Consider the following 13,350-nt stretch of genomic DNA (forward strand, 5'->3'; position numbering starts at 1 on the left):
GCGCCTACAGGGTGGAACTACACCCCGGCCAGCGAACGCAAACCGCCGGGGTCGACCAGATTCACCGTGCGGCCTGAGCCGCTGATAAGGCTGCGCTCCCGCAGGTGGCGCAGCACGCGGGACAGTGTCTCGGGTGCGATGCCCAGTTGGGCCGCGATCAGGCGTTTGCGCTGTTGCAGCTGCACCGCGCAACCGCCTTTGTCGTTCGACTCGGCATGTTGCAGCAGCCATTCGGCACAACGCGCCTCGGCACCCTTGGCCAATCGGCTCACTGCCAGTTCGGTTTGCTCGCGGTGCGCCTGCGCCACGCCGGTGAGCATGGTGGTGCTGAGTTGGCGGTTGGCTGCCAGCGCGGCCTGAAACTCGGCCATGGGCACGCGGCGCAGCACCACATCGGTCTGGGCGACCACGTCCATGGCGGCGGGCATTTCCAGCACGGCGGCTGTGGGGTCTACCCAGCCGGGCCCTTGCATCTGGCCGAGCTGGTGCTCCAGCAGTTCATCCCGGTTACCCGGGGTACCGCTGATGCCAAAGACCACATGCCCGCTTTCCAGATACCAGGCTGCGGCAGTCGCATCACCGCGCCGCAGCAACACGCTGCCAGCGACCCGGCGCTCGGGGTTGCTGTGGGTCAAAAGCGATTGAATTGCGGTAGGTACAGGTGCCAACATGGACTTCACTGTGCCCGCCGCTGGCAGTCGCCGCCTTGAGACAGATCAAACTTTTGCGTGCCCGACCACAGGGCTTGCGCCGTTTACAACACCAGAATCGCCCGGAAGTCGTTCACGTTGGTGTGCGTGGGGCCGGTGGTGAACAGGTCCCCCAGCGGCTGGAAGAAGCCCACCGCGTCATTGCGGTCCAGGCAATCGGCCAAGGACACACCGGCGGCCTCAGCACGCGCCAAGGTGTCGGGGGTGACCAGCGCTCCGGCGTTGTCTGCCACGCCGTCAATGCCATCGGTGTCGGCGGCCAGCGCCCACACCTTGGGCTGCGCTTGCAGGCCCTGGGCCAGGCCCATGCAAAACTCCCCCGCGCGCCCGCCCCGACCTCTTAAAGCGCCTTCTCGACGCGGGCGCACAGTCACGGTGGTCTCGCCGCCGCTCAGAATCACACAAGGCTTGGCGAAGGGCTGCACGGCGGAAGCCGGTTTGAGCGAGGCGGTACGCGCCAAGGCGGCGTGCACCTTGCCCACTTCGCGGGACTCGCCTTCGAGCTCATCGCTGAGGATGTAGGCATGCAAGCCCATGCTGCGGGCCAGATCGGCAGCAGCTTCGAGCGACTGCTGGGGCGTGGCAATCAAATGCACTGAGTTGTTGGCAAATACGGCATCGCCGGGCTTGGGCGTTTCGAGCACACCGGCCTCCAGCGCTTTGAGCACGAAATCGGCCTCCAGTGCAGGTGCATCTTGCGCGAGGCGCTTCAAAATTGATAGCGCGTCGGCGCAGGTGCTGGGGTCCGGCACCGTCGGCCCACTGGCGATCACACTCGGGTCGTCGCCCGGCACATCGCTGATCAGTAGCGTCACCACCTTGGCGGGATAGCAGGCTGCGGCCAAGCGCCCGCCCTTGATGGCGGACAGATGCTTGCGCACGCAGTTCATCTCCTGAATGCTGGCGCCGCTCTCCAGCAAGAGCTTGTTGATGCGCTGCTTGAGCTCCAGGCTGATGCCGCCCTGCACGCCGTCTACCTCCCACTGCGCGGGCAGCGTCAGCAAGGAGGATCCGCCACCGGAGATCAGGCAGATCACCAAATCGTCCTCGGTGAGCCCACGGGTCAAGGCCAGGATGCGCTGGGCTGCGGCCAAGCCGGCAGCGTCAGGCACCGGGTGGGCGGCTTCCACCACTTCTATGCGGGCTGGAGCTGCGTCTGCCAGTAGCGGCGGGGTGTGGTCGTAGCGGGTAACGACCAGACCCGACATTGGCAGGTCTTGGGGCCACAGCGCGTCCAGCGCATGGGCCATGGCGCCACCTGCTTTGCCTGCGCCCAGCACCAGCGTGCGCCCCTTGGGCGGCTCAGGCAGGTAGTGGTTGAGGGTATGCGCGGGTAGCGCCTGGCGCACTGCGGCCCAGTACAGCTGGCTCAGCAACTCGCGCGGGGCAATGTCAGAGAAATGCGCAGGGGCTTGGGGATGGGTTTCAGTACTTGGCATGTTCATCGCTTGATGCAAAAGTAAATGGGGCAAAATTTAGGGGCGCGTAGCGCAAGCACAGCCCGGGATGCTCGGCAACGTGGTGCTCGCCTCTGGTGGCTCTTGCAGCCCGCCAGCGGGATTCGGCCTCGGCAGGACCCACCCTTGCAGGTGGGCGACTTGTTTGACGGAGAGACTTTCACATGGGCACTTTGCTGATCCACAACGCGCGCGCGGTCGCAACTTTCGACCACGCCGACCCTACGCAATCCACCGAGCTGCGTGACGCATCCATCTACATCGAAGGCAACCGCATCGCTTTCATGGGTGCCACCGCCGACCTGCCGCCACACGCGCTGGAGGCTGACGAGGTGATTGACGCGCAGCGCCTTTTGGTCACCCCCGGTCTGGTGAACACCCACCACCATATGTACCAGAGCCTCACGCGGGCCATACCCGGTGTGCAAAACGCTGAACTGTTCGGCTGGCTGCGCGGGCTGTATCCCCTCTGGGCCGGGCTGACGCCCGAGATGGTGCAGGTAAGCACCCAGATCGCCATGGCCGAACTGCTGATGAGCGGCTGCACCACCAGCAGCGACCACCTCTACATCTACCCCAATGGCGTGCGGCTGGACGACAGCATTGGCGCAGCCGCCGAGATAGGCATGCGCTTCGTAGCCACCCGCGGCAGCATGAGCGTGGGCCAGAGCCAGGGCGGCCTGCCTCCGGACCGGGTGGTAGAACAAGAAGACTTCATTCTCAAAGAAAGCCAACGGCTGATCGAGCAACACCACGATGCGAGCTGGGGCTCCATGCTGAATGTGGCGCTGGCGCCCTGCTCCCCGTTCAGCGTGAGCCGCGACCTGATGCGCGAAGCCGCCCTGCTGGCCCGCAGCTTCAAGGGTCAGGGCGTACGCCTGCACACCCACCTGGCCGAAAACGACCACGACCTGGCCTACAGCCGCGAAAAGTTCGGCTGCACCCCCACCCAATACGCCCAGGACCTGGGCTGGCTGGGTGAGGACGTGTGGCACGCCCACTGCGTGAAGCTGGACGACGAGGGCATCAGCCTGTTTGCCGCCAGCCGCACCGGCGTGGCGCACTGCCCGTGCAGCAACATGCGCCTGGCCAGCGGCATCGCCCCCATCCGCAAAATGCTGAACGCCGGCGTGCCGGTAGGCCTGGGTGTGGACGGCAGCGCCAGCAATGACGCGGCCCACATGGTGAACGAAGCCCGCCAGGCCCTGCTGTTGGCCCGCGTGGGCCGCGCCATGCAGCCACCGGAAGAGCGTGTGCTGCCCACTGGCGAGCGCCGCACCTTCTTCGGCTGCGATTTGGGCCCGGCCGAAATGACCGCGCGGGATGCCCTCAGCGTAGCCACCCGGGGCGGCGCGCAAGTGCTGGGCCGCAAGGACATCGGCCACCTGGCGGTGGGCATGTGTGCGGACCTGGTGCTCTTTGACCTGGACACGCTGGGCTTTGCCGGTGGCGCGGTGCACGACCCTGTCGGCAGCCTGCTGCTGTGTGCCAGTCCGCAGGCGGACTACACGGTCGTCAACGGCAAGGTGGTGGTGCGCGAGGGCCACTTGGAAACGGTAGACCTTGGCCCGCTGATGGAGCGCCACAACCGGTTGGCGCTGCAGCTGGCTGCGGCTGCAGTCCACTGACCTCAACCGCCCAGCATCACACCTGAATGACGCGAGTTTGCTCCTGAAATGGGAGCTGCTCGCGCAATATCGACGGGCGCCAAAGGCCAATTCAAGCCTCAACGCACGAGGCAGGGGCGCTTGGGGTCGAACTTCCAGCCGGGGATCAGGTACTGCATGGCCATCGCATCATTACGTGCGCCCAAACCGTGCTGCAAGTAGAGCTGGTGAGCTTTTTCCACTTCGACCATGTCCAGCTCGACACCCAAACCGGGCGTGGTGGGCACGGCAATTTGCCCGCCCACAATCTGCAGCGGGTCTTGGGTCAGGCGCTGGCCGTCCTGCCAGATCCAATGGGTATCAATGGCCGTTACCTTGCCCGGTGCAGCAGCCGCCACATGGGTGAACATGGCCAGCGACACGTCAAAGTGGTTGTTGGAATGCGAACCCCAAGTCAAGCCCCAGGTCTGGCAGACCTGCGCCACCCGCACGGAGCCCTGCATGGTCCAGAAATGCGGGTCAGCCAAGGGAATGTCCACGGACTGCAAGGCCAGCGAATGGGCCAGCTCGCGCCAGTCGGTGGCAATCATATTGGTGGCAGTGGGCAGGCCAGTGGCGCGGCGGAACTCGGCCACGACTTCCCGGCCGGAAAACACGCCTTCGGCCCCGCAGGGGTCTTCGGCATAGGCCATCACGCCATGCAAGTCGCGGCAAAGGCGCACCGCGTCATTCAACAGCCATCCACCGTTCGGGTCCAGCGTGATGCGGGCTTGCGGGAAGCGGGCATGCAGGGCGCGGATGGCCTCCACTTCTTCTTCGCCGCGTAGCACACCGCCCTTGAGCTTGAAGTCCTGGAAGCCGTAGCGCGCAAAAGCGGCCTCGGCCAGACGCACCACGCCGTCTGCGTCCATGGCTTTTTCGTGGCGCAGGCGCTTCCAGTCATCGGCCTGATCCGGCTCGCTGAGGTAGGGCAAGTCAGTCTGCTGGCGGTCGCCCACATAGAACAGGTAGCCCAGCACCGCGACGCTGCTGCGTTGTTGGCCATCGCCCAGCAAGGCCGCCACCGGCACACCCAGGAATTTGCCCAGCAAATCGAGCAAGGCACTTTCCACGGCGGTCACTGCGTGAATCGCCACGCGCAGGTCAAAGGTCTGCAGGCCACGGCCCTCGCTGTCGCGGGCGGCAAAGGCTTCGCGCATGCGGTTGAGGATGGCGTTGTAGTTGCCGACGGATTGACCCACTACCAAGGAGGCAGCATCTTCCAGCGTCTGGCGGATCTTCTCGCCGCCGGGCACTTCACCCACACCGGTGTTGCCGCTGCTGTCGGTCAGGATGACGATGTTGCGGGTAAAAAACGGCGCGTGGGCGCCACTCAGGTTCATCAGCATGCCGTCATGTCCGGCAACCGGAATGACGCGTAGCGCCGTCACCACAGGGGCGCCGCGCACAGAGGTAGTTTCAGACGGGGTCATGGTCAATCTCCTTAGCGGGGCGCTCGGAATGAAAGGATGTGTGGCGCCCCTACATATAGGACATCATACAACTAAACTGCGTCAGCCTGCGACTTTCTCAAGCGATCCTTGCTGTTGGCAAGATGGGTTCGCATGGCGGCGCGGGCCGCATCCGCATCCTGATTGCGGATGGCGTTGAAGATGTATTCGTGTTCGCCATGCACACGTCGCAGGTACGCCAAGCGCCCTTCCGGCGCACTGCTGGCGGTGTTGATGCGGGTGCGCGGAATGATCATGGTGCCCAGATAAGTCATCAGGTCGGCAAAGTGGCGGTTACCCGTGGACTTGGCAACTTCCATGTGGAAACTGAAGTCGGAAGGCACTGCATCCGAGTCTTCCTCAATCGACTTCTGGAACGCGTCCAGCATGGCCTGCATGGCCTGCAAGTTGGCTTCGGTACGGCGCTGTGCCGCCAGGCCCGCAGCCTCGGTTTCCAGCGAAATCCGCAGCTCCAGCAGGGCAATCACATCGGCGACGGTGGCGAAATCCACATCGGCGATCTGGAAATTTCCACTGCTTTGCGGTGCGAGTGCAAAGGTGCCTACACCGTGACGGGTCTCCACCAGACGGTTGGCTTGCAGGCGCGAAATGGCTTCACGCACCACAGTGCGACTGACCTCAAAACGACCCATGATTTCCGATTCAGTGGGCAACTTGTCGCCGGGTTTGATGGCGCCATCGCGGATGCTGGCAGCCAGACTTTCGACCACCTCATTCACCAGGCCCTTGGAGCGGCGCGGGCGCAATGCATCGGCCGACTCCGGTGTTGCACTTGACGCCGCAATTGTTCTAGGGGTTTGCACTAGGTCCATGGAAAAGTCCTTGACGCGGTCTGAGACGATGACCACAATTTAACACATCAGACAACATACAACTGACAATTCAGCTCTCTATTTCATGACAATCAAAGTACACCACACTTTGCTGATGACCGGCGCCGCAGGCGGCTTGGGCACAGCAATGCGCGATCGTTTGAAGGCCAATTGCGAGGTCTTGCGGCTCTCCGACCGGAGCGATTTCGGCCCCGCTCGCGCTGGTGAAGAAGTGATGCTGGCGGACCTGGCAGACGCCGCAGCCGTGGACGCCATGGTGAAGGGCGTGAACGCCATCGTCCATTTCGGCGGCATCTCACTGGAAGGCCCGTTCGAGCCCATCCTGCAAGCCAATATCCTGGGCGTTTACAACTTGTACGAAGCAGCACGCAAACATGGCGTCAAGCGTGTGGTGTTCGCCAGCTCCAACCACGTGACCGGCTATTACAAGCAAAGCGAAACCATCACCCTGAACCACCCTGCCCGTCCGGACAGCCTGTATGGCGTGAGCAAGGCCTTCGGGGAAGACCTGTCCCGCATGTACTTTGACCGCTACGGCATCGAGACGGCCTGCGTACGCATCGGCTCTTCATTTGCCGAACCACGCGACCGCCGCATGCTGGCGAGCTGGCTGAGCTTTGACGATCTGCACCGCCTGGTAACGGCATGCCTGACAACCCCTGTGCTGGGGCATACCGCCATCTTTGGCATCTCCGATAACGCGGTCGCTTGGTACGACAACAGCGCGGCCCGCCACGTGGGCTACGTGCCGCAAGACAGCTCCGATCCGTTCCGCGAAGCTGTCTACGCCCGTACACCCGAACCCGATGTGACGGATCCGGCCGTGATCTACCAGGGCGGCGGCTTCCTGTTCCAAGGCGAGCCCATGACCGCCCACCTGCCCACCAAAAAAACGGCCTGAGGCATACGTGTCCGTTCACACCCCTGCCGTAAAGGCCATCAGCATCAGCCGCGACAGAGTGGGCGAAAGCCCCGTATGGTCTGTGGCCAACCAGTGCATTTACTGGGTCGATATAGAAGGCCCTTTCATTCACCGGCTGAACTGGGCCAATCGCCACCAAAGCACCTGGACACTGCCGGAGCGCGTGGGCTGCATCGCCATGAGCAACCGCGGCACCCTGATAGCGGCCATGGAGACTGGCATTTTCGAAGTCGCCTTGAGTGAACCGCCAGTGGCACACGTCAGCCTGTTGGCCAGCGTGACCCATCCACAGGCAAGCATGCGATTCAATGATGGCCGTTGCGACCCGCAGGGCCGCTTCTGGGCGGGCACCATGGTGCGGGACATGGGGCTTGCCAGTCCCGCCGGAGGCATCTATGGCCTGGATGAAAATGGGCTGCAAGGTCCGGTACTGAGCGGCTACATCACCCCCAACGGTATGGCCTTCAGCACCGATGGCACCACCGCCTATTTGTCCGATTCGCACCCCAGCCGCCAACAAATCTGGAAGCACTCCTTCGACGCTGCCACTGGAACCTGGGGCCCTCAAGCCGCCTGGGTCGATATGCAAGCCCTGCCCGGCCGGCCTGATGGTGCGGCTGTGGATGCAGAAGGCTGCTACTGGATCTGCGGTAACGACGCAGGCCGGATTCACCGCTTCAGCCCCCAGGGCGACTTGCTGCAGTCCATCGCTGTACCGGTCAGCAAACCGGCCATGTGCGCCTTCGGCGGCCCGGAACTCCGCCACTTGTTTGTCACATCCATCCGCCCTGCAAGCCCGGCACCCGGCTTCGATGCCACGCTGGACGGCGCTTTGCTGGTCTTGGAGCCCGGTGTGCAGGGCTTGCCTGAACCTTTGTTTTCCCGTTTTCCCGTCCGTTAACCCCCAACCAATCCCCATAGAGGAGACAACATGAAACTGGTACCTACCGTCCTGGCCGCCGCGATCACTGCCTTGAGCTTCGCAGCGCACGCCGCGGAATTCAAGTCCGCCGATATCCACAATTCGGACGACTACCCCACCGTCACCGCGGTCAAGTTCATGAGTGAAGAACTCAAGAAGGCCTCCGGCGGCAAGCACAGCATCAAGGTATTCAACAAGGGCGCTTTGGGAACTGAAAAGGAAACCATTGACCAGGTGAAGATCGGCGCATTGGACATGGTGCGTGTGAACATCAGCCCGATGAATTCGGTGTGCCCCAAGACCAACATTCCTGTGCTGCCCTTCCTGTTCCGCTCGGTGGACCACCTGCACAAAGTGCTGGACGGCCCCATCGGCGAAGAAATCGCCAAAGACTGCGAAGCCGCAGGTTTTGTGCTGCTGGCCTACTACGACTCCGGCTCCCGCTCCATTTACAGCAAGAAGCCCGTCAAAAGCATTGCCGACACCAAGGGCATGAAGATCCGCGTGCAGCAGTCCGACCTATGGGTCGCCGTGGCGAACGCCATGGGTGCCAACCCCACCCCCATGCCAGCCGGCGAAGTGCTGACCGCATTGAAGACGGGCCTGGTAGACGCAGCGGAAAACAACTACCCCTCCTACGGTTCCGGCTTCCGTCACTTCGAAGCAGCCAAGTACTACAACAAGACCGAGCACTCCATGGCGCCTGAAGTCTTGTTGTTCTCCAAGATCGCATGGGACAAACTGCCCAAGGCTGAGCAGGACCAGATCCGCGCAGCAGCAAAGGCATCGGTAGCCTTTAACCGCACCGCGTGGGCAGCCTATGAAAAGAAAGAATTTGACATGGTGAAGGCTGCAGGTACAGAGATAGTGGAAGTGGACAAGAAGTCTTTCCAGGACGCCATGGCGCCTGTGTATGACAAGTTTGCCAATACCCCTGACATGAAGCGCCTCGTGAAGGCCGTGCAAGACACGAAGTAATTCGCGTCTGCACTACCTCCCGGCCTGACGGTCGGGAGGTTTTCATTCTTCACCGGAGCTCACCATGTACACCCGCTTCTGTGCCACGCTATCCAAGCTCAGTCTGATGCTTGCGGTGGCAGGCCTCATCGTGCTCATCGCCTGCGTGCAATACCAGGTGATAGGGCGTTATGTGTTCAACGACACACCTACCTGGGCAGAGGCTTTGGCCTTGCTGCTTGTTCTCTATGTCACCGCACTGGGCTTGGCAGTCGGCGTACGCGATGCCGGCCACATCGGCATGGACTCCATCATCAGCCTGCTCCCTGAGAGCCTGCGCTTGAAACTGGAAATCATCATCCATGTTTTGGTGGGCATTTTCGGCGCACTCATGGGCTACTACGGCTACATCTGGTCCGTCCTAAAGTGGAACGACCAGAAACCCATGCTGCCGATCCCCTCCAGCATGGACTATGTGCCACTCATCATCGCCGGCGTACTGGTGGTGCTTTTTTCGATTGAACATGTGATCGCCCTCGTTCAGGGCAAGGAAGTGGTGCCGTCATGGAACTGACTGTTTTGGGCGTGAGCTTCGGCTTGCTTTTAATTATCGGGGTGCCCGTCGGGTTCGCAGTCGGCCTCGCGTCTGTCGCCACCATCATTACCGCCGGATTGCCGGTCGCCGTCGTATTCCAGAAGATGGTGGGGGGCATGCAGGTGTTCTCCTTTCTGGCGATTCCGTTTTTCATCTTTGCCGGAGAGTTGATGCTGCACGGCGGCATTGCCCAGCGCATCGTGAGGTTTGCCAACAGCCTCGTCGGCCATGTGCGTGGAGGTCTGGGGATGTCCAACGTGATGGGTTGCACCTTGTTCGGTGGTGTGGCCGGCTCGCCAGTCGCCGACGTATCTGCCATGGGCTCGGTGATGATTCCCCTGATGAAAAAAGAAGGCTACGACACCGACTACGCGGTGAACGTCACCACGCACGCATCGTTGGTCGGAGCCCTGATGCCGACCAGTCACAACCTGATTTTGTACACCCTGGCCACTGCAGGCATTGCATCAGTGAGTGTGCTCAACATGATGCTCGCCTGTGTGGTGCCTGCTCTGCTGTTGACCGCCTTGAACTTGCTGGCCGCCTACGGTGTAGCCATCAAACGGGGTTACCCCACACGCGGTGTCTTTCCCGGTTGGGGCGAAGTATTCAACAGTTTCATTGCTGCCCTCCCGGGCTTGTTGATCGTGGTCATCATTCTGGTGGGCATCCTGTCGGGTGTGTTCACCGCCACGGAGTCCGCAGCCACTGCCGTGCTTTGGGCACTGCTGATCACAGCGGTGGCTTATCGTTCGTTGTCCTGGAAGGACTTCATCAAGTCCTGCGCAAAAGCAAGCAAAACGACCGGTGTGGTCTTGTTCCTGATCGGCATCTCCAACGCTTTCGGTTACTTCCTCGCGATGTACGACGTACCCGAGCGTACCGGTGAGCTGATGGGCACCATCAGCCAGAACCCATGGATGATCTTCCTGATGATCAATGTGGCCTTGTTTGTCTTGGGCACTTTCCTGGACATGGCGCCCACGCTGCTGATCTGTACGCCCATCTTCCTGCCGATTGCACAGAAATTCGGCATGGACCCCACCCAATTTGGTGTGGTAATGCTCCTGAACTGCGCACTGGGTCTGAACACCCCGCCGGTAGGGACTACACAAGCTGTCGGCTGCGCCATTGGCGGCATTTCGATCGGACAGGTCATGCGTACCATCATGCCGTTCTACGGCGCCTTGTTGGCTTGCATGATGCTGGTCACCTACGTGCCGGCTTTCTCCTTGTGGCTACCCAACTTCGTGTTGGGTCACTAAACACTCCACCGAAAGCACACCATGCAACGTCGACAAATTCTGCAAGCCGGGCTGGCAGTGGCCGCCACGTCTCCAACCTGGTGCTGGGCCGACACCTGGCCGGCCAAACCCATCACTCTGGTGGTTCCATTCCCCCCCGGCGGCTCTACCGACCTGATTGCGCGGGCATTGTCGACCAAGCTGGCCGAGAAGATGGGCCCGGGCTTTACCTTCATCGTGGACAACAAGGCAGGCGCCACCGGCACCATAGGCGCAGCACAGGTCGCGCGCGCGCCGGCGGATGGCTATACCTTTCTGGTGTCGTCTCTCGGGCCGTTCGTGATTGCCCCACACCTGATCAAAGCGAACTACGACGCCCTCAAAGACCTGGACCCCATCACCATCGTGGCGCAAGCGCCCAATGTGCTGGTGGTGCCTGCGGCTTCGGCACGCAAGTCGGTGCCGGAAGTCATCACCTATCTGAAGGCCAATCCGGACAAGATGAGCTTTGCCTCTTCCGGCAACGGCAGCAGCGACCACCTGACCGCTGAATTGTTCTGGCTGCAAACCGGTACCAGTGGCGTGCATATCCCCTACAAAGGCGGCGGCCCGGTGATGACCGACTTACTGGGTAATCAGGTGGATTGTTCGTTCATGAACATCAACACCGCGCTGCCCCAGATCAAGGTCGGCAAGCTGCGCGCCCTGGCAATTACCAGTGCCAAACGTTCCCCCTTGCTGCCCGACGTTCCTACCCTGGAAGAAAGCGGTGTCAAGGAAGCCAACGTCAACTCCTGGCAAGCGGTGGCAGCACCCAAAGGCCTGCCGGCTGACATCAAGAAGCGAATGTTCGATGCCATTGTGGCCTCTATCAAAGACCCAGCCGTAGCCCCCAAGTTGCTGGAGTTGGGCTTTGAGCTGGTGCTCAACACCCCCGAGCAATTTGCCAGCTACCAGGCTGCCGAATATGCCCGCTGGCAGAAGCTAATCAGCGCTCGCAACATCAAAGCCGATTGAAGCCTTCATGAGTTCGAACCCTTCATCTCCACCGGATTTGCCGCGCAGCATTCGGATGCACGTGGCGGACAACGTGGCCATTGTGGTCAACGACGGCGGCCTGCCAGTCGGCTCCGTATTGCCCGACGGCGTGACTCTGGTGGATCGCGTACCTCAGGGCCACAAGGTGGCCTTAACCGCGATTGCCAAAGACGCGGCCGTGTTGCGTTACAACGTACCCATCGGATACGCACTCAAGGACATACCAGCCGGTGCCTGGGTGCATGAGCGCTTGCTCCACATGCCCGAAGCGCGGGCACTCAATAACCTGCCCAAGGCGACTGCGCCGGCATGGAATGCCGAGCCGCTCACCGGCTTCACCTTCGAGGGTTACCGCAACGCGGATGGGTCCGTGGGCACCCGGAATATTCTGGCCATCACGACCACCGTGCAATGCGTGGCTGGCGTGGTGGACTGTGCCGTGCAGCGCATCAAAGAGCAGCTGCTCCCCCGCTACCCGAATGTGGACGATGTGATTGGCCTGGAGCACAGCTACGGATGCGGTGTGGCCATCGATGCACCGGATGCCATCATTCCCATACGGACCCTGCGCAACATTTCGAAGAACCCCAACTTCGGTGGTGAAGTGATGGTCGTGAGTCTGGGCTGCGAGAAGTTGCAACCCGAGCGCCTGCTGCCACCTGGCGCCATACCCTTGCAGGCGAACGAGGAACTGGATGTGGTGTGCCTGCAAGCCGACAAGCATGTGGGCTTCATGAGCATGATCGATTCCGTGCTGGCCTCTGCGGTGCCGCACCTGGAGCGCCTGAACGCGCGCCGCCGCGAAACCGTACCGGCAAGCGAGCTGGTAGTGGGTGTGCAGTGCGGTGGCAGCGATGCTTTCTCGGGAGTCACGGCTAACCCTGCCGTAGGCTTTTGCACCGACCTTCTGGTACGCGCCGGCGCCACCGTCATGTTCTCGGAAACCACCGAGGTGCGTGATGCCATCGAACAGATGACCGCGCGCGCCACCAGCCCCGAGATCGCCGATGCCATGGCCCGTGAGATGGCCTGGTACGACGCCTATCTGGGCCGCGGTCAGGCCGACCGCAGTGCCAACACCACGCCCGGCAACAAGGCTGGCGGCCTCTCCAACATTGTGGAGAAGGCCATGGGCTCCATCATCAAGTCCGGCACCGCGCCTATCAGCGGTGTGTTGTCGCCCGGCGAGAAGCTGCAGCACAAGGGCTTGCACTACGCAGCCACTCCGGCCAGCGACTTTATCTGCGGCACGCTGCAATTGGCTGCGGGCATGAACCTGCACGTGTTCACTACCGGCCGCGGCACACCCTACGGTCTAGCCGAAGTACCTGTGATCAAGGTGGCTACCCGCACCGATCTGGCCCGGCGCTGGCACGACCTGATGGACGTGAACGCCGGCCGCATTGCCGATGGCGAAGCCACGATTGAAGACATGGGCTGGGAACTCTTCCACCTGATGTTGGAGGTCGCCAGCGGCCGCAAAAAAACCTGGGCTGAGCACTGGAAGTTGCACAACTCCCTCGTGCTGTTCAACCCGGCTCCCATTACCTGACC

Annotated in this window: 12 protein-coding genes; 8 read left to right on the forward strand and 4 right to left on the reverse strand. The window is 61.9% G+C overall.

Annotated features, from left to right (window positions below):
* Nucleotides 1-17: 17 nt before the first annotated feature.
* The gene (locus tag RAN89_RS16990) at nt 18-671 is read right to left on the reverse strand and encodes a Crp/Fnr family transcriptional regulator (RefSeq protein ID WP_313867401.1); all 654 of its coding nucleotides are present in this window, start codon (nt 669-671) and stop codon (nt 18-20) included.
* An 83-nt stretch (nt 672-754) separates the two neighbouring features.
* Nucleotides 755-2,155, reverse strand: coding sequence for a glycerate kinase type-2 family protein (locus tag RAN89_RS16995; protein WP_428984465.1), 1,401 nt, complete (start codon nt 2,153-2,155; stop codon nt 755-757).
* A gap of 176 nt (nt 2,156-2,331) precedes the next feature.
* On the opposite strand from RAN89_RS16995, the gene RAN89_RS17000 reads away from it, so the two are divergent.
* Entirely contained in the window at nt 2,332-3,795 is a 1,464-nt protein-coding gene (locus RAN89_RS17000; RefSeq protein WP_313867403.1) for an 8-oxoguanine deaminase, read from the forward strand.
* Between the two features lie 98 nt (nt 3,796-3,893).
* Here RAN89_RS17000 and gudD read toward each other — a convergent pair whose 3' ends face one another.
* The gene (gene gudD, locus RAN89_RS17005) at nt 3,894-5,246 is read right to left on the reverse strand and encodes a glucarate dehydratase (RefSeq protein ID WP_313867404.1); all 1,353 of its coding nucleotides are present in this window, start codon (nt 5,244-5,246) and stop codon (nt 3,894-3,896) included.
* 71 nt (nt 5,247-5,317) lie between these two features.
* Nucleotides 5,318-6,097, reverse strand: coding sequence for a FadR/GntR family transcriptional regulator (locus tag RAN89_RS17010; RefSeq protein WP_313867405.1), 780 nt, complete (start codon nt 6,095-6,097; stop codon nt 5,318-5,320).
* Nucleotides 6,098-6,182: 85 nt separating this feature from the next.
* Here RAN89_RS17010 and RAN89_RS17015 point away from each other — a divergent pair, with 85 nt between their 5' ends.
* From RAN89_RS17015 to garD, 7 genes are all read left to right on the forward strand, one after another.
* A complete protein-coding gene (locus RAN89_RS17015; protein WP_313867406.1) occupies nt 6,183-7,019 on the forward strand; it encodes an NAD-dependent epimerase/dehydratase family protein in 837 nt (278 codons plus the stop codon).
* Nucleotides 7,020-7,026: 7 nt separating this feature from the next.
* Nucleotides 7,027-7,941, forward strand: a complete 915-nt coding sequence (locus tag RAN89_RS17020; RefSeq protein WP_313867407.1) for an SMP-30/gluconolactonase/LRE family protein — start codon at nt 7,027-7,029, stop codon at nt 7,939-7,941.
* Between the two features lie 30 nt (nt 7,942-7,971).
* Nucleotides 7,972-8,940, forward strand: a complete 969-nt coding sequence (locus tag RAN89_RS17025) for a TRAP transporter substrate-binding protein (RefSeq protein ID WP_313867408.1) — start codon at nt 7,972-7,974, stop codon at nt 8,938-8,940.
* Between the two features lie 64 nt (nt 8,941-9,004).
* Nucleotides 9,005-9,493: a TRAP transporter small permease gene (locus RAN89_RS17030; RefSeq protein WP_313867409.1), complete on the forward strand. Its 489-nt coding sequence runs from the start codon at nt 9,005-9,007 to the stop codon at nt 9,491-9,493.
* Nucleotides 9,484-10,779 (forward strand): TRAP transporter large permease, encoded by a 1,296-nt coding sequence (locus RAN89_RS17035; RefSeq protein WP_313867410.1) that lies wholly within the window; start codon nt 9,484-9,486, stop codon nt 10,777-10,779. Before RAN89_RS17030 ends, RAN89_RS17035 begins: the two co-directional genes overlap by 10 nt.
* 21 nt (nt 10,780-10,800) lie before the next feature.
* A complete protein-coding gene (locus RAN89_RS17040) occupies nt 10,801-11,775 on the forward strand; it encodes a Bug family tripartite tricarboxylate transporter substrate binding protein (RefSeq protein WP_313867411.1) in 975 nt (324 codons plus the stop codon).
* A gap of 7 nt (nt 11,776-11,782) precedes the next feature.
* The gene (gene garD / locus RAN89_RS17045; RefSeq protein ID WP_313867412.1) at nt 11,783-13,348 is read left to right on the forward strand and encodes a galactarate dehydratase; all 1,566 of its coding nucleotides are present in this window, start codon (nt 11,783-11,785) and stop codon (nt 13,346-13,348) included.
* Nucleotides 13,349-13,350 lie beyond the last annotated feature (2 nt).

The organism is Rhodoferax mekongensis (genome assembly GCF_032191775.1).
GTDB lineage: Bacteria > Pseudomonadota > Gammaproteobacteria > Burkholderiales > Burkholderiaceae_C > Allorhodoferax > Allorhodoferax mekongensis.